The 17521-nt window shown below is 71.5% G+C and carries 13 protein-coding genes; 8 read left to right on the top strand and 5 right to left on the bottom strand.

What is annotated here, in order from left to right; all coding sequences use genetic code 11:
• Nucleotides 1–22: 22 nt before the first annotated feature.
• Nucleotides 23–1204 carry a GDSL-type esterase/lipase family protein gene (locus tag EF387_RS21385; RefSeq protein ID WP_128378193.1) on the top strand — a complete coding sequence of 394 codons (1182 nt, stop codon included), beginning with the start codon at nt 23–25 and terminating at the stop codon, nt 1202–1204.
• Between the two features lie 297 nt (nt 1205–1501).
• On the top strand, nt 1502–2482 hold the full coding sequence (locus tag EF387_RS21390; protein ID WP_128378194.1) for a Gfo/Idh/MocA family protein: 981 nt from the start codon (nt 1502–1504) through the stop codon (nt 2480–2482).
• A 108-nt stretch (nt 2483–2590) separates the two neighbouring features.
• Here EF387_RS21390 and EF387_RS21395 read toward each other — a convergent pair whose 3' ends face one another.
• The 4 genes from EF387_RS21395 to EF387_RS21410 form a co-directional block, all read right to left on the bottom strand.
• The gene (locus EF387_RS21395) at nt 2591–3589 is read right to left on the bottom strand and encodes a Gfo/Idh/MocA family protein (protein WP_128378195.1); all 999 of its coding nucleotides are present in this window, start codon (nt 3587–3589) and stop codon (nt 2591–2593) included.
• A complete protein-coding gene (locus tag EF387_RS21400) occupies nt 3586–4611 on the bottom strand; it encodes a Gfo/Idh/MocA family protein (RefSeq protein ID WP_128378196.1) in 1026 nt (341 codons plus the stop codon). The genes EF387_RS21395 and EF387_RS21400 overlap by 4 nt, the downstream gene beginning before the upstream one ends.
• A gap of 348 nt (nt 4612–4959) precedes the next feature.
• Nucleotides 4960–5724, bottom strand: coding sequence for an SDR family oxidoreductase (locus EF387_RS21405; protein ID WP_128378197.1), 765 nt, complete (start codon nt 5722–5724; stop codon nt 4960–4962).
• A gap of 18 nt (nt 5725–5742) precedes the next feature.
• Nucleotides 5743–6906: a phytanoyl-CoA dioxygenase family protein gene (locus EF387_RS21410; RefSeq protein ID WP_238431619.1), complete on the bottom strand. Its 1164-nt coding sequence runs from the start codon at nt 6904–6906 to the stop codon at nt 5743–5745.
• Nucleotides 6907–7040: 134 nt separating this feature from the next.
• Here EF387_RS21410 and EF387_RS21415 point away from each other — a divergent pair, with 134 nt between their 5' ends.
• The 5 genes from EF387_RS21415 to EF387_RS21435 all read left to right on the top strand — a co-directional run bounded on the left by EF387_RS21415 (nt 7041) and on the right by EF387_RS21435 (nt 13916).
• Nucleotides 7041–8078, top strand: coding sequence for a LacI family DNA-binding transcriptional regulator (locus EF387_RS21415; RefSeq protein ID WP_128378199.1), 1038 nt, complete (start codon nt 7041–7043; stop codon nt 8076–8078).
• Nucleotides 8079–8305: 227 nt separating this feature from the next.
• Nucleotides 8306–9235, top strand: a complete 930-nt coding sequence (locus EF387_RS21420) for an oxygenase MpaB family protein (protein WP_274388952.1) — start codon at nt 8306–8308, stop codon at nt 9233–9235.
• Nucleotides 9217–11430 (top strand): serine/threonine-protein kinase, encoded by a 2214-nt coding sequence (locus EF387_RS21425; RefSeq protein WP_128378200.1) that lies wholly within the window; start codon nt 9217–9219, stop codon nt 11428–11430. Before EF387_RS21420 ends, EF387_RS21425 begins: the two co-directional genes overlap by 19 nt.
• Nucleotides 11431–11703: 273 nt before the next feature.
• The gene (locus EF387_RS21430; RefSeq protein WP_128378201.1) at nt 11704–13290 is read left to right on the top strand and encodes a phytoene desaturase family protein; all 1587 of its coding nucleotides are present in this window, start codon (nt 11704–11706) and stop codon (nt 13288–13290) included.
• A gap of 11 nt (nt 13291–13301) precedes the next feature.
• Nucleotides 13302–13916 (top strand): TetR/AcrR family transcriptional regulator, encoded by a 615-nt coding sequence (locus EF387_RS21435; RefSeq protein WP_128378202.1) that lies wholly within the window; start codon nt 13302–13304, stop codon nt 13914–13916.
• A gap of 242 nt (nt 13917–14158) precedes the next feature.
• Here the strand turns inward: EF387_RS21435 and rox are convergent, their stop codons facing one another.
• Nucleotides 14159–15586 carry a rifampin monooxygenase gene (gene rox / locus EF387_RS21440; RefSeq protein ID WP_128378298.1) on the bottom strand — a complete coding sequence of 476 codons (1428 nt, stop codon included), beginning with the start codon at nt 15584–15586 and terminating at the stop codon, nt 14159–14161.
• Between the two features lie 501 nt (nt 15587–16087).
• On the opposite strand from rox, the gene EF387_RS21445 reads away from it, so the two are divergent.
• Nucleotides 16088–17071: a trypsin-like serine peptidase gene (locus EF387_RS21445; RefSeq protein WP_128378203.1), complete on the top strand. Its 984-nt coding sequence runs from the start codon at nt 16088–16090 to the stop codon at nt 17069–17071.
• Nucleotides 17072–17521 lie beyond the last annotated feature (450 nt).

Below are 17521 nucleotides of genomic sequence, written 5' to 3' on the forward strand. Positions count from 1 at the left end.
TTCTGATCGACAGGCAGCGACAATGCACACCCATGACAACTGGATCACCACTCCCGTCACCGCGGACCTCCTGCGCGGCGCATTAGAGGTCGAGCGCACCGAATACGGCCTGCTGCCGCACCGGTTGCCCGCCCGGGCCCGCGCCCAATGCGCCGACGGACAACTGGCGATGGCCGAGTCCCAGCCCTCCGGCGTCCGGCTGGCCCTGCGCACCCGCGCCACCGCACTGGAACTGGACACGCTGCCCACCAAGCGGATCTACGCGGGGACCCCACCCCGCCCGGACGGTGTGTACGACCTGCTGGTCGACGGCCGTCCGGCCGGCCAGGCCAGTGTCCCGGGCGGCAACATCCTGACCATCGACATGGCCGCCGGCACCGCCGAGAAGCAGCCGGGTACGCCCGGCACCCTCCGCTTCACCGGCCTGCCCGAGGGCATCAAGGACATCGAGATCTGGCTGCCGCACAACGAGACCACCGAGCTCGTCGCCCTGCGTACCGACGCACCCGTCGAACCCGCACCGAACCCGGGCCGCAGGGTGTGGCTGCACCACGGCAGCTCGATAAGCCACGGCTCCGACGCCCCGAGCCCCACCAGCATCTGGCCCGCCCGCGCCGCCTCCCTCGGCGGTGTGGAACTGATCAACCTTGGCCTGGGCGGCAGCGCCCTGCTCGACCCGTTCACCGCCCGCACCATGCGCGACACCCCCGCCGATCTGATCAGCGTCAAGATCGGCATCAACCTGGTCAACCTCGACCTGATGCGCCTGCGCGCCTTCACCCCCGCCGTGCACGGTTTCCTCGACACCATCCGCGAAGGCCACCCGACCACGCCCCTGCTGGTCGTCTCACCCATCCTGTGCCCCATCCATGAGGACACCCCCGGCCCCGGGGCCTTCGACCTCGAAGCGCTCAGCACCGGGCAACTGCGGTTCAAGGCCATGGGCGATCCGGCGGAACGCGCCGCCGGGAAACTGACCCTGCGGGCCATCCGCGAAGAGCTGGCGCGCGTCGTGGCCGGGCGGGCGGTGGACGACCCGCACCTGCACTACCTCGACGGCCTCGACCTCTACGGCGAGGCCGACTTCGCCGAACTGCCGCTGCCCGACCAGCTCCACCCGGACGCAGCCACCCACCGCCGTATCGGCGAACGCTTCGCCGAACGTGCCTTCACCGCCGGCGGGCCCTTCGCGGCGCTCCCGTAGGGTCCCGGGTCCCCGGATGACGCGGCCCGTCTGCCGGGGCTCCCCGGCGGCGGCGTGCCACCGCGGCAGGCGGAGGTCATCACTGTGGCCGGGTGGTCGGCGACGCTCTGACGGTGCCCGCGCCCACGCCTGAGGGGGCGCCCCGCCTATAGGGTTGGTGATCGCCTCTCAGTACAGGCCCCGCGGCACAGGCCTGACGGCACACGCCCAAGGGGCACGTCTGACGGCACACGCCCAAGCACGAGCCTCACGGCACCCGGCACGGAACTCGGTAAACGCACCCGGTCAGGAAGAGACATGGCAGCTCAGCGACCCCTTGGCGTCTGCGTCGTCGGCACCGGCAAGATGGGCGGCGACCACGTCCGCAGAATCGACGAGGTGGTCGAGGGAACACGGGTCACCGCCGTCGTCGACGTCGACGAGGAGCGGGCCAAGGACCTCGCCGGACGGATCGACGGCTGCACCGCCTACCCGGAGGCCGCCGCGGCGATGGCCGCGTCGGACGTGGACGCCGTCCTCGTCGCCTCCCCGGGCCCCGCCCACGAGGCCACCCTGCTGGAGGCCTTCGCCCATGACCTCCCGGTGCTGTGCGAGAAGCCCCTCACGCCCGACGCGGCGTCCGCGCTCCGGCTGATGGAGGCCGAGCAGCGGCTGGGGCACCGGCGGGTCCAGGTGGGTTTCATGCGCCGCTACGACTCCGAGTACACCCACCTCAAGCGACTGCTCGACAGCGGCGACCTGGGCCGGACGCTGATGCTGCACCACCGCCACCGCAATCCCGCGCAGCCGCCGTGGTTCACCGAGCAGATGCTCGTCAACGACTCGGTGGTGCACGAGACGGACATCACGCGCTGGCTGCTCGACCAGGAGATCACCGCGGTCACGGTGCTGAAGCCGACCGCGAGTTCGTACGCTCCCGAGGGGATGCACGACCCGCAGTTCGTCCTCTTCGAGACGGAGGCGGGGTCCCTCGTCGACGTGGAGATCTTCGGACATTGCCGGTTCGGCTACCAGGTGCAGGCCGAAGCGGTGTGCGAGAAGGGCGTGGTACGGATCGGCGATCGGATCAGTCCCGACTACCTCGACCACTTCCAGGACGCCTACGACACCGAGGTCCAGGCCTGGGTGGACGCCACCCGGCGCGGCGAGGTCACCGGCCCCGGGATCTGGGACGGCTACGCGGCCGCCGCGGTCAGCGAGGCCGGGGTGCGGGCGCAGACCGAGGGCGTCCGGGTGCCGGTCGAGCTGGTCCAGCGGCCGGTGCTGTACGCCTCGTAATGCCCGACGGGTCGCCGGGCACGCGGTGAGAGCCTGTGTCGCATCCTCTGGGCCGGCGCCGCCCGCAGTGGGTGGAGGCCGCGAGGGCCGGCCTCCACCCCGGTCGGTTCAGCTCCGCGGTCGGGGCGCGAACCCGGCGGCCTCGTAGCACGCGTCGATGAGCCCCATCGTCGCCAGCGCGTCCTCCGCGTCGAGCGCCAGCGGCTCGCCACCCCTCACCCGGGCCGCGAACGCGTCGAGTTGGTAGCTGTACGAGGAGCGGCGGCCCAACTCCTCCGTCCTTTCGCCCGACCCCGTGCGCACCACGACCCGGTCGTCCCGGTGCGGCAGGACGAAGTCGACCGCCGTCGCCTCGCCCCGGCTGCCGACCACCCGGCAGGTCGCCTGCCAGCCGTCGTACGCCATGGAACAGCGCGCGGAGCCGGCCGCGCCGCCGGGAAACTCCAGCTCGGCGTCCAGCCACTCGTCGACGCCCGGCGCTACGGCCCGTTCGCCGCCGCGCGCCGAGACGAGCCGGGGCGCACCGCCCGCCCACGGCGCGAGCATCCGCTGTGCGTGCAGGGCGTAGCAGCCCAGGTCCATGACGGCTCCGCCGGCGAGCGGCAGCGACCAGCGCACGTCGTCGTCCGGCGGGGGCGGCATCGCCACCACGGTCTCCACCCGCCGCAGTTCGCCGAGTTCGCCCGAGGCCAGCAGCTCGTGCAGCCGTCGGGTGACCGGGTGGAACAGGTAGTGGAAGCCCTCCATGAAGACGGTGCCCGCCTCGGCGGCCACGTCGCGCACCTCGGCCGCCTCCGTCGCGTTGCTCGCCGACGGCTTCTCGCTGAGCACATGCTTGCCCGCCCGCAGCGCGGCCAGGTTCCACGGGCCGTGCAGCCCGTTGGGCAGCGGGTTGTAGACCACCTCGACCTCGGGGTCCGCGACCAGCTCGGCATACGAGCCGACCACCCGCTCCACGCCGTGGGCGTCCGCGAACGCCCGGGCGCGGTCCGGCTCGCGGGCGGCCACCGCCACCAGACGGTGCCCGCCCGACAGGGCCGGGGAGACGAGTGCTCGTTCGGTGATCCGGGCCGCGCCCAGGATCCCGATCCGCAGGGGCTCGCTCATCCCTGACGCACCTTGTCCAGGTCGCCGCGCACCTCGTCCATCGACACCAGCCGGTGCTCCTGTACCGACAGCGTGCACGCCTCCGCGATCAGGCTCGCCTCGATGGCGTCGGCCACCGTGCACGGGGAGGGGCTCCGGCCCGCCACGACCTCGGTGAACGCGGTGAGTTCGGCACGGTAGGCGTCGGCGAAGCGGTCCATGAAGAAGTTGTGCGGGGTGCCGGAAGGGAAGGTGGCGCCCGGCTCGACCGAACGCAGCGGCAGCTTGTCCTCCAGGCCGACCGCGATGCTGTCCTTCATGCCGTGCAGTTCCAGCCGCACGTCGTAACCCCGAGCGTTGTGCCGGGAGTTGGAGATCACCGCGAGAGTGCCGTCGTCCAGGGTGAGGATCGCCGACGCGGTGTCCACGTCGCCCGCCTCCGCGATGTACTCGGCACCGCGGTTGCCGCCCGCCGCGTACACCTCGGAAACCTCGCGGCCGGTCACCCAGCGCACGATGTCGAAGTCGTGCACCGAGCAGTCCCGGAAGATGCCCCCGGAGACGGCGATGTACGCCGCCGGCGGCGGGGCCGGGTCCAGGGTGGTGGACCGCACGGTGTGCAGCTTGCCGAGTTCGTCGCTCAGCACGGCCTTGCGCGCGGCCACACAACCCGCGTCGAACCGCCGGTTGTAGCCGATGTGGACTTCGACACCGCTGCCCTGCACCGCGCGCAGCACGGTGAGGCTCTCCTCGACCGTCTTGGCCACCGGCTTCTCGCAGAAGACGGGGATGCCCGCCTTGACGGCGGCCAGGATCAGCGCGGGGTGCGCGTCCGTGGCGGCCGCGATCACGATGCCGTCGACCCCGGCTGCGAGCACCGCCTCCGGCGAGTCGGCCGCGGTGGCGCCGAAGCGCTCCACCGCCGCGGCGGTGGCGGCGGCCACCGGGTCGGAGACCACGAGGGAGTCCACGGCGTCCAGTCCCGCGAGAGTCGCGGCGTGGAACGCGCCGATCCGGCCGAGGCCCAAGATACCGATGCGCATGGGGAGTTGCTCCTAGCTGTGAAGAGATGGCCGAACCGGGATCAGTCGGCCGAGCGGGGTCGGGCCGGCCGAACCGGGGTGAGCCGGAGGGGCCGGGTTGAGCGGGTCGAACGAGTGCGTGAGCCGGGCGGGGGTGGACGAGCCCGACGAGAGTGCTTCAGCCGGGCGGGGGACAGTGGGTCGAGCGAGAGTGCGTCAGTCGAGCGGGGGTGGAGTGGGTCGAACGAGAGTGCGTCGGTCGAGCTGGGTCGGGGGCGAGTCGAGCGAGAGTGCGTCAGCCGGGCGGGGGACAGTGGGTCGAACGAGCCTGGGTCAGCCGGGCGGGGATGCGGGTCGAACGAGTGTGGGTCAGTCGAGTCCGCCCAGGACGATCTGGTCCCAGTCGATCACCGAGCCGGTCACCACACCACTGCGGTCGGAGAGCAGGAAGACGACGAAGTCGGCGATCTCGTCCACCTGCCCGAGCTTGCCCATCGGCGCGCTCTCGGCGGCCTTCTCCCGCCAGTCGTCCCCGGCGCCGTGGAAGGCGCGCTGGATCGCGTCCTCGCCCTCGGTGTCGGTCCAGCCGATGTTGAGACCGTTGATCCGGATCCGGTCCCAGCGGTGCGCGTGGGCGGCGTTGCGGGTCAGCCCGGCGAGTCCGGCCTTCGCTGAGACGTACGGCGCGAGGAACGGCTGCCCGCCGTGGGAGGAGGACGTGATGATGTTGACGACGGTGCCCGGCGCCTCCCGGTCCAGCATGTCCCGCACCGCCGCCTGCATCGCGAAGAACGGCGCCCGCAGATTGACGGCGATGTGCTCGTCGAAGAGTTCGGGCGTGGTGTCCACCAGCGTGCCCCGTGAGGTGAGGCCGGCCGCGTTCACCAGGCAGTCGATCCGGCCGTAGTGGTCGACGACGTTCTCGACGCTGCCGCGCGCCTGTTCCGGGTCACGCAGGTCGGCCCGTACGAAGGTGGTGCCGGTGTCCGCGGCGAACTTCTCCCCGATCTCGATCCGCCGTCCGGTGAGGACGACATGCGCCCCTTCGCGTACCGCGGCGCGGACGATTCCCGCGCCGACCCCCTGGCTGCCGCCGTTGACGAGGACGACCTTGTCCTGAAGGAGTGGTCCCATGAGTTTGCGGCGTCCCTTTCAGATCTGGCGGCGCGCGGCGCCGGCCTGCAGTTCCCGGCGCAACGTCTCCGGGGTCCAGCCCTCGGCCACGGCACGCCACACGGTGTCCGCCTGGGACGGCGGCGCCAGCCCGTCGACCGGCGGGTCCAGGTCCAGGTTGGTGGGGAAGGGATAGCCGTCCGCGGCGGCGGCGACCACCCGGCGCAGCCAGCCCTCGGCGGCGCCCTCGGCCCTGCGGCGCAGCAGCACCGGGAAGACCGCGTTCGACACGCTCTGCCGGTCGACGGTCTCCATCGCCCGGCCGAAGGCGGAGGAGATCTGCAGCAGGTTCGCCATGCGCCTGATGTCCGCGGAGCGGTTGTGCCCGGCGGCGTGGAAGAGGGCGGGGTTGAAGAACACCGCGTCGCCCTTCTCCAGCGGCAGCTGGACGTGGTGCTCGTCGAAGTACGCGATGAACTCCGGCCGCCGCCACGCCAGATAGCCGGGCTCGTACTTCTGCGAGTGCGGCAGGTACAGCGTCGGGCCGGACTCCACGGGCATGTCGCAGTGCGCCACCGCGCCCTGCAGTGTCAGCACGGGGGAGAGGCGGTGGACGTGCGCCGGGTAGGCCGCCGCGCGCTCCTGGGAGAGGAAACCGAGATGGTAGTCACGGTGCGCACGCTGTGCCGCGCCGCCCGGGTTGACCTGGTTGACCTGCGAGGTGATCTGGTACCCCGGGCCCAGCCAGGCCTCGGCGACCAGCGCCAGCAGGTCGTTGCCGTAGTAGTCGGCGAACGTCTCCGGGTCCCGCACCGCCATCTTGTCCAGCGCGTTCCACACCCGGTCGTTGGCGCCGGGCTTCGCGAAGTGGTCCCCCCGGGAGGTGCCCGCCGCCCGCTCCTCCTCGATCAGCGCGGTGAAGACGGCCGTGGCTCGGTCCACCACGTCGAGGTCCGGGAACGCGCCCTTGATCACCACGATGCCGGGGCCGTCCAGGAGGGCGTGCGCCCACTCCGACCGCAACGCCACCGGGTCGGCCGACCGCAGCCGGTTCCCGTCGTAGAGCGGGACGTTGTGCTCGACGCCCTCGGCCAGCGGGTGATCACACGGATCGGTGCGGCGGCCGACCAGTTCACGGAAAGCGCCGAGGTCGCAGTCGTCCTCGCTCAGCCAAAACCCCGGTGCCGCCGCGGTGAGAGACAAGGCAGGGTCCTTTCCCAGTGACGTCGTCTCCGTCAGTCTTATGAAGACCGGGCCATCATTCAATGCGCAGAAACACATCAAAAAACCATCATCGACAATGGTGGTGATCCGTCACCGACGTCCGGGGAACAGCCATGGGACATCCGTATCCGATCCGCGAGATCGCCCGCCAGGCCGGCCTGAGCCAGGCCACCGTGGACCGTGTCCTCAACCAGCGCGGTGGTGTCCGGGAAAGCACGGTCCGCGAGGTGCACCAGGCGATCAAGGACCTGGACCGGCAGCGGACCCAGGTCCGCATCGGCGGACGCACCTTCATGATCGACATCGTGATGCAGACGCCGGCCCGGTTCTCCTCCGCGGTGCGGGACGCCCTGGAGGCCGAACTGCCCTCCCTGCACCCGGCGGTGGTCCGCTCCCGGTTCCACTTCCGTGAGGCCTGCCCGCCCGCGGAACTGGTCGGGATCCTGGACCGCATCGCGCGGCGCGGCTCGCAGGGGGTGATCCTCAAGGCACCGGACCTGCCCGAGGTCACCGCCGCCGTCAGCCGGCTGGTCGCGGCCGGGATCCCGGTGGTCACCCTGGTGACGGATCTGCCCGCCAGTCAGCGCTCGGCGTACGTCGGCATCGACAACCGGGCCGCCGGAGCGACGGCTGCCTATCTGCTCGGCCAGTGGCTGGGCGACCGGCCCGGCCACGTCCTGGTCACCATCAGCCGGGGCTCCTTCCGCAACGAGGAGGAACGCGAGATGGGCTTCCGCAGCGCGCTGCGCACCGCCCGGCCCGAGCGGACCCTGGTCGAGGTCACCGACAGCGACGGCCTGGACGCATCCCAGCGCGACCTCGTCCTGGCCGCGCTGGACCGGGACCCGGACATCGGCGCCGTCTACTCCATCGGCGGCGGCAACGCCGCGACCCTGGACGCCTTCAAGACCCTCGGCCGTGAGCCGGCCGTCTTCATCGCGCACGACCTCGACCAGGACAACACCCGCCTGCTGCGTGAACGCCGCATCTCCGCGGTACTCCACCATGACCTCCGCCAGGACATGCGGCGCGCCTGCCAAACGGTGATGCGAGCCCACGGAGCACTGCCGGACGAGGGCCCGCACCTGCCGTCGCCGATCCAGGTGGTGACGCCGTTCAACATGCCTCCGGAGGCGGCGGCCGAGAGCTGAGGAGACGCTGCCCGCTGTGGGAGGGCTGGGCGAGGATCGCTGTGAGAGGGCTGGGCGAGGACCGTTGCGTGAAGGCTGGGCGGCGCCCGCTGGGTGAGGGCTGGGCGACCGCCGAACGAAGCCCGCCGTGACTGCTGGACGGCCGCGCTGTACGGGGTGACGGGCGCTCTGCGGGCCCGGGGCGGCCGGGTCTTGCTGGGTGTGCCGGGCGCGGTCACACTGACCGGGTGGACGCGGACCCCGGCCTCTTCGGCCCTTCCTCGGTGACCTGGCAGGTGCACGGCGACCCGATGATGTGGGTCGCGGGGGTGCGCGCGCTCTACCTGCAGGCCCTGCACCCGCGCGCGGTCCGCGGCGTGCTGCAGAACTCCGACTTCCGCAACGACGCCTGGGGCCGGCTGATGCGCACGGCCAACTTCGTCGGCACCATCACCTACGGCACCAGCGAGGCGGCAGAGAAGGCGGGCGCCCGGATACGCAAGATCCACAGCATGCTGAAGGCGACGGATCCGGCCACGGGGGAGCGCTATCCGGTCGACGAACCCGAGTTGTTGCTCTGGGTCCACTGCGCCGAGATCGACTCATATGTCCAGGTCCTCCGCCGCTCCGGCTACCCGCTATCCGACGCCGCGGCCGACCGCTACATCGACGAACACCGTGTCGCCGCCCGCCTGGTGGGCCTCGATCCCGCCGACGTACCCGCCTCCCGGGAGGAACTCGCCGCCTACTTCGAGAAGGTGCGGCCCGAACTGGCCGCCGGGGACGAGGCACGAGAGGTCGACGACTTCCTGCAGCACCCGCCCGCACCCTGGCCCCTGATCCCGGCGCGTGAACTGCTGTGGCGGCGCGTGGCCCACCTGGCCTACGCCGCCCTGCCGCCTTACGCCCATGACCTGTACGGCAGGAGCGTTCCGCCGCAGGACCGCGTGGCCCGTCAACTGAGGGCCGCGGGTGCCGTGTTGCGCTGCGTTCCGGAACGTGTCCGCTGGCAATTGCCGCCCAAACACATTATCCGCGCCATGTCACGGCTCGGACCCGGCTCCCGCCCGGCCCCGTACAAAGTCGACCGAGGGCTCGCCATACTGGACGGGCCAGGGGAGGGCGCGGGGCGAGGCGACGACGGGGGTTGCGGCACGACATGGCGGACACCAGGCTGATCCAGGGCCGGTACCGGCTGCTCGATCTGATCGGGCGCGGTGGCATGGGCGAGGTATGGCGTGCGCGGGACGAGTCACTGGGACGGCAGGTCGCCGTGAAGTGCCTGAAACCCCTCGGGCCGCAGCGGGACCAGGCCTTCACCGGCGTCCTGCGGGAGCGCTTCCGCAGGGAGGCGAGAGTCGCCGCCGCGCTGCAGCACCGCGGCGTGACCGTGGTGCACGACTTCGGCGAGTCCGACGGCGTGCTCTATCTGGTGATGGAACTGCTCGACGGCCGCAACCTCAGCCAGCTCATCGAGGACGCCAAGGGGCACCCGCTGCCGGTGGCGGAGGTCGTGGAGATCGCCGACCAGGTCGCCGCCGCCCTCGACTACACCCACCGCCAGGGCATCGTGCACCGCGATCTGAAGCCGGCCAACATCATGCGGCTCAGCGACGGCACGGTGAAGATCTGTGACTTCGGGATAGCGCGACTCGGCCACGACATCGGCTTCACCACCCGGCTGACCGGTACCGGCATCGCCATGGGCACCCCGCATTACATGTCGCCCGAGCAGATCAGCGGCGGGCCCGTCGACCAGCGCAGCGATCTGTACTCCTTCGGCTGCGTGCTCTACGAGATCGCCACCGGGGCGCCGCCGTTCGACCTCGACGACGCCTGGGCGGTGCTCGTCGGACACCGCGACACCGAGCCGGAGCCGCCGCGCACCCACCGGCCCGAACTGCCCGAGTACTTCGACCGGATCGTGCTCGACCTGCTGGCCAAGGAACCCGAGGCACGGCCGGACGACGCCCGGGACCTGGCCCGGCGCATCGCAGCGGGCCGTACCGCACCCGGCTACGTCCCCACCGTCGTGGCCCCTTCCGTCCCGCCGCCGTCCGGGGAGCCGCGGCTGCCCTCCTGGACGCGCGGCATGACCACCGGCCACAAGGCCACCGGGGCCGGACTGCGCACCACCCCGCCGGACGCCGCGGCGGGCCTCACCGGCGACTGGACCGTCCGTGACCGCACGGCGGAACCGGTCCGCACCGAACGGCCCACGCCGGCGCCGGAGCTACTGACCACCCTGGCCGGGCGGCACAACGCGGGCCTCAGCCTGGGCCGGCTCGGCCGCTGGAGCGAGGCGGGCGAGGTGCACCGCGCGGTCGCCGCCGAGCGTGAGCACGCCCTCGGCCCCGACCACCCCGACACCCTCGCCAGCCGCTACGAGGTCGGCTTCACCCTCAGCCGCACCGGCCGACCCGCCGACGCGCTGCGCGAGTACACCCACGTGGCCCAGGCGCGGGAGCGGATCCTCGGTCCCGAACACGCCGACACGCTCGCCGCCCGCCAGGAGATGGCGTACGTCCTCGGCCAGTTGGGCCGCCACTTCGAGGCCCACCAGGTGTACACCTCCGTGCTCGCCGCCCGGGAGCGCGCGATGGGCGCGGACCATCCCGACACCCTGCGCTGCCGCCACAACCTCGCCTTCAACCTCTCCCGCCTCGGCCGGCTGGAGGACTCGTACCGGATGGCCTGCGACGTGGCCGCGGCCCGCGCCCGCGTCCTCGGCCCGAACCACCCGGACACGCTCGTCACGCGCTACGAGGTCGCCTACGCCCTGGGCCAGCTGGGCCGCTGGACGGAGGCCCTGGAGACCTACCAGGAGGTCGCCCAGTCGCGGGCCCAGGCGCTCGGCCCCGACCATCCGGACACCCTCGCGGCACGCTACGAGGTCGGCATCAGCCTCGGCCGGCTCGGACGCAGCGCCGAGGCCCTGGAGTTGTACCGGGCACTCATCGACGACCGCACCCGGGTGGACGGCCCCGCCCATCCCGAGACCCTGCGCGCGCGGCACGGGTTGGGGGTCAACCTCGGCAGGCAGGGGCGCTGGGAGGAGGCGCTCGCGGAGTCGCGCGACGTCTGTGCCATCCGGGAACGGGTCCTCGGCCCGGACCACCCCGACACGCTGGTCAGCCGCCGTGAGGTCGCCGTCGGCCTAGGCTGGCTCGGCCGCTGGGCGGACGCGCTCAGCGAGTACCGCCGGGTCGCCTCGGCCCGCGAGCGGGTCCTGGGCGCCGACCATCCCGACGCCCTCGCCAGCCGCAACGACGAGGCGCACTGCCTGGAACAGCTCGGCCGGGGCGCGGAGGCGGTGGAGCTGTACCGGAGGGTGGCGGCACTGCGCCAGCAGCGGGCGTCGGGCGGCCACTGAGGCACGGCCGCCGGATCCGCCGGATCCGCCGGCTCGTGCAGGGGCTGTACGGCGCGGGTGCGCTGATCGCCCCGCCGCAGCGCCCGCCGCCGCCCGCGGGCCGCCGCGCCCGCCGGCCCCCTCCGGGGCCACGGCCGGATGACCACGGCCGGGCGGCCCCTGCCGGATGGCCACCGCAGGGGGCCCCTCCCCGGACCACCCCGCCGTCAGGCAGCTCACCGCCACGTGGCTCGACCCCTGGCCGAGCTAGATCACCACGTGTTACGAAGAAGCATGTCTGCGAAGCCTGCGAACGAGGGACCCGCACACGAGGCCTATGACGCCGTGATCGTCGGCGGCGGTCACAACGGACTGGTCGCCGCCGCCTATCTCGCCCGCGCCGGGCGGTCCGTGCTGGTGCTGGAACGGCTCGGGAGCACCGGCGGCGCCGCCGTCTCCACCCGCCCCTTCGCCGGGGTCGACGCCCGGCTGTCGCGCTATTCGTACCTGGTCAGCCTGCTGCCGAAGAAGATCGTCCGGGATCTCGGCCTCGACTTCCGGGTCCGCACCCGCACCGTCTCCTCGTACACCCCCGTCGAACGCGCCGGCCGCCCGACCGGACTGCTCGTCGGCGGCGGGGAGCGGCGCACCCGTGAGGCGTTCGCCCGGCTGACCGGCTCCGACCGCGAGTACGACGCCTGGCAGCGCTTCTACGCCATGACCGGACGTGTAGCGCAGCGCGTGTTCCCGACCCTGACCGAGCCTCTGCCCACCCGGGACGAACTGCGCCGCACGATCGACGACGAGGACGCCTGGCGCACCCTCTTCGAGGAACCGATCGGCGCGGCGATCGAGCGGACTTTCACCGACGACCTCGTCCGGGGAGTCGTCCTCACCGACGCGCTGATCGGCACCTTCGCCGACGCCCACGACCCTTCGCTGCGGCAGAACCGCTGCTTCCTCTACCACGTCATCGGCGGCGGCACCGGCGCCTGGGACGTGCCCGTCGGAGGCATGGGCGCGTTCACCGACGCACTGGCCTCGGCGGCGCGCGCCGCCGGCGCGGAGATCGTCACCGGCCACGAGGCCGTACGCGTCGAGACCGACGGACGGTCCGCCGAGGTGGCCTACCGCACCGAGGACACCGACGGCACGGTGGCCGCCCGGCACGTCCTGGTGAACGCCTCGCCCCAGGAGCTCGCCGCGCTCACCGGCGACACCCCGCCCGCCCCGGCCGAGGGCGCCCAGCTCAAGGTGAACATGCTGATCGAGCGGCTGCCCCGGCTGCGCGACACCTCCGTCGATCCGCGAGAGGCGTTCGCGGGGACCTTCCACATCGCCGAGGGCTACGAGCAGTTGGCGACCGCGCACGCCCAGGCCGCCTCGGGCGCGCTCCCCGCGGCGCCGCCCTCCGAGATCTACTGCCACTCGCTCACCGACCCCACCATCCTCGCCCCGCACCTCGTCGAGCGCGGCTACCAGACCCTGACCCTGTTCGGTCTGCACACCCCCGCGCGACTCTTCGCCCACGACAACGACGTTGTCCGTGAAGAGCTGTTGCTGTCCACCCTGGCCCAGCTCGACGCCCACCTCGCCGAACCGATCGCGGACTGTCTGGCCACCGACGCGGAGGGGCGACCGTGTATCGAGGCCAAGTCACCGCTCGACCTGGAACGCGACCTCAGGCTGCCGGGCGGCAACATCTTCCACCGCGACCTCGCCTTCCCCCATGTCCAGGAGGGCACCGGCCGCTGGGGAGTGGAGACCACGCACCCGAACATCCTGCTGTGCGGCGCGGGCGCCGTGCGCGGCGGCGGTGTGAGCGGCATCCCCGGTCACAACGCCGCCATGGCCGTCCTCGAAGATCAGCCGCTGGGATAGGCTCGCCGTCGATGACTCCACGTCGTGGGGGCGGCACCCCCACCTTCACCGAGCAGGCCCGCCGCCGGCAGATCATCGAGAGCACGATCGACCAGATCGCGACGAAGGGGTACCCGGCGACGTCCCTCGCGGCCATCGCCGAGGCCGCGGGTATCTCCAAGGCCGCGGTCCTCTATCACTTCTCCTCCAAGGACAACCTCGCCCGGGCCACGTTCCAGTACGTGGTGGAGCGGTTCAGCGCCTACGTCACGGAGCGGACCGAGAAACAGCCCGACCCACGGGCCGCCCTGATCGCCTATGTGCGGGCGCTGATCGGCTATCAGCAGGCCAACCGGAGCCATGTCCGGGTGATCACCGAGATGCTGCTGGACGACGACGGCGGCACGCGGCTCAAGGCGCCCGGCGGCCATGACACCGGCGGACGCTGGAACGCCCTTGCCGCGCTCCTGACGGAAGGTCAGCAATCAGGCCACTTCCGGGACTTCGACACGCAGTTCGTCTCGCTGGCGATCGGTGGCGCGATCGACGGTGTGATCGCGCACTGGCTCGCCCACCCCGAACTCGACCTGGACGCGGCGGCGGACGAACTTGAGACGTTCACCCTCCTCGCCGTCGAGCGCCGCTAGGCCCTGTCGTCAAATTCCCGTCTGCCTCGCGACGCCCGGCACGCTCCCCCAAGCTCTTCGAGCAGGGGGACCCCCACTCGCCGCACATTTGACGACAGGACCTAGGCCGTCGGCTGCTTCAGGATCTCGATCGAGTCGGTCGCGCTGTCGTCGGCTGCTTCAGGATCTCGATCGAGCTGGCCGCGCTGTCATCGGCAGGGCCGGCAGCCCCACCCCTTCGGGACCCCGGGGCAGCCGCGCGCTCAGTCGACGGCAGCGCCGAACCACTTCGGCAGTCGGCCGAGCAGCTCCTGCTGGTCATCGCCCACCCACGCCACATGGCCGTCCGGCCGCAGCAGCACCGCGGGCGCGTCCAGTTCCTCGCTGACGTCGACGACGTGGTCGACCCGATCGGCCCAGCCCGCCACCGAGAGCCGGCCGGTCTGGTCGAGCAGCAGCCCGCGGCCGCCGTGCATCAGCTCGTAGAGACGACCCCGCTTCAGCTGCACGTCCCGCATCCGCAGGCCGAGCAGTTCATGGCCCTCGCCGAAGTCGTAGCGGACCCCGACCGCGGTGATCATCTCGGTCACGTACCGGTTCACCTCCTCGAAGTCCATCAGCTTCGAGAGCAGTTCCCGCAGAGCGGTCGCGCCGGGATCGGTCCCGAGCAGCGTGATCTGTGCGCGGGTGTTCTCCAGCACGCGGGCGGCCACCGGGTGCCGTTCGGTGTGGTAGCTGTCAAGGAGACCCTCCGGCGCCCAGCCGTTCACCTCGGCGGCCAGCTTCCAGCCGAGGTTGAACGCATCCTGCACGCCGAGGTTGAGGCCCTGCCCACCGGTCGGCGGGTGAATGTGCGCCGCGTCGCCGGCCAGCAGCACCCGGCCGACCCGGTAGCGCTCGGCCTGCCGGGTGGCGTCGCCGAACCGGGACAGCCAGCGCGGCGAGTGCGCGCCGAAGTCGGTGCCCGCGACGGCCCGCAGCTGCTGCTTGAACTCCTCGAGCGTCGTCGGGGCCGTGCGGTCCTCGGCCACCCCGTCGGCGGGCACGCCGACGCGGTACACGCCGTCCTCGAGGGGGATGGCGCCGAACCTCAGTTGGGACTTGCGGACTTCCTCGACGACGGCCGCAATCGCCGCCGGATCCTCGGTCAGCTCCATCTCACCCAGCAGTGTCTCGACCTTGGAGGGCTCACCGGGGAAGCCGACGCCGATCAGCTTGCGCACCGGACTGCGGCCGCCGTCGCAGCCGACGAGGTAGCGCGAGCGCAGGTGCGTGCCGTCCGCCAGTTGAGCCGTCACCCCGTTCTCGTCCTGGCTCAGCCCCACCACTTCGCAGCCGCGCCGGATCTCGGCACCGAGTTCGAGGGCACGCTCGTTGAGCAGCCGCTCGGTGACCGGCTGCGGGGTGGCGACACCGTACGGGTGCGCCGTGTCCAACCGGTCCGGCCACGGCTTGATGATGCCACCGAAAAGGCCGCCGACCTGGAACTTCTCACTGACCGCGAGGAATCGGTCCAGCAGACCGCGCTGGTCCATCATCTCGACGCTGCGCGCGTGCAGGCCCTGTCCGCGGGACTGCCCGGTCGGCTCGGTCAACTTCTCCAGCACGACCGTGTGCACACTGTGCAGCCGTAACTCACTGGCCAGCATCAGCCCGGTCGGTCCACCGCCGACGACGATCACGTCAATCAAAACAACCCTCATCTCCGCAGGTCCTGGCTTGGACGAGTGATTCTGCGGCACCACCGGGGCCTTGCCGCAAGGCCCCCTGTGAGCTATATGTTGAGAGTGGCAAGGAGCGCGTAACCTCCTTGCCTTTTTCTTTTGTAGTCCTCTGTCGTCCACTGTGGACGGACAGCGTCTTCGATCGGCCGCTCGGTGAACTACCGTCCGTGCCGACCGCGTTCGAGATGAGTGCGGGCGGGCGGGTGACCGTCACCCGCCTCTTGGCCGCCGCTCGGTTCGCGACTCGAACAGCGCGCGTCTCCCCGTCCGATCGGGCCTTCGTACAACTCCTCTCGTAAGCGTGACGGCGTCGTGAAAAGCCCCAGGTGGTGGGGTTGTTGCCGCACTGTCATATCAACGGCCCCGGTCTGCTCATGTGCGTCCCCAGCCGGAGCACATGACAGACCATGGTGCGCCTTCAGCTCACGCGAACGCCCAGGCGAAGCGACCGAGTAGGAGAGAGCCGACATGTCCGCACCGATCCCTCCGGAAGAGTGGCGTCCACACCTGGATCCCTCAGTCCGCGAAGTACCCGAAACCGCCCACGAGTTCCCGCCGCGACCCGAAGTGGTCGAGGTGGCTGAGGCCGAACTGACCGCACGAGCCGACGGTCCGGCCGAGCACGACGGCCACCGTCCCGACGACGCACCGCTGCGCCCGGTACCGAACCTCTTGCGGCCGGAGGGCGCCAGGCCGGCCATGTGGCGTCGCGTCTCCGGAACGCAGGACGAGGTGGGTGAGCCGTCCACGGTCTACCCACCGGACACCCGCACCGTCATCTTCGACACTGCCTACCCGTGGCGTACCTGCGGCCGCGTCGCCACTCCGGGGGGCTCCGCCTCGGGCGTCATGGTGGGACGCCGTCACATGGTCACCGCCAGCCACGCCATCCCCTGGCTCCCGGGAGGCGGGTCGGACTGGATCACCTTCACCCCGATGCAGTACGACACCAGCACGCCCTTCGGATCCGCCTACGTCACTCGCGTCTACTTCTGGCAGCGAGTGGTGGCATCGGACGGGATCTCGTCCAACGAGGCGGCGTTCGACTACGCGGTCTGCGTGCTGAACCACACCATCGGCAACACCACCGGGTGGATGGGATCACGCGAGTACGCGCCGGGTTGGAACGGCGGAGCGTACTGGGCGCACATCGGCTACCCGTTCGACATCGGCTCGAGCCTTCGGCCGGTCTACACGGCGAACGGCATCATGGACAGCACGGTGTCCGAGACCAGCGGCGGCCGAAGCGGGCTGAGGATCATGCACCGCAACGACATCCAGCGTGGCCAGTCGGGCGGCCCCTACTTCGGCTGGTGGTCGGGAGAAGGCTTCCCACGAGTGATCGCCGAGCAGAGCGCGGAGAACTGGGGAATGGCCGGCGGACCGAACGCCGCAGGCGGCGGGCGGTCACTGCCGGACCTGATCGCGCACGCGATCGCGGTCGAGCCCTGACCCACACCCAGGACACCGTATGACCGCTGGATCTTCCGACCACAGGTGGAAAGATCCAGCCACAGGCAGTTCCTCAGCCGCCCGCGCCGGTCGGCTCACCCTTGTCGTCCCGCTGACCGGCGGGACGACGCCACATCGGCCGCCGCCGGCCCTCCGGAGGGAGCATCGCAGGAGCGGTCCGTTCGGACCGCTCCTGCTCGGGGCCCGGCAGCCCCTGGTGTCCAACGGTGCCTTCGGATCCAACGGTGCCTTCGGCGCTCCCCGCGGGTTCCGTTTCCGTCACCTCGACGACGTCAGGACGAGGAGGGAACACGGGGCCCCGGTCCTCGTCGTTCCCGGAACCGACACGCGCCTCCCACTCGGCCGGCGGGATGGGATCGGACATCATCAGCCTCCTGGCCGGACGGAAGTCACATACCAGACACTACAAGGGCCGACGGGGTCCATGAA

The organism is Streptomyces cavernae (assembly GCF_004023625.1).
GTDB lineage: Bacteria > Actinomycetota > Actinomycetes > Streptomycetales > Streptomycetaceae > Streptomyces > Streptomyces cavernae.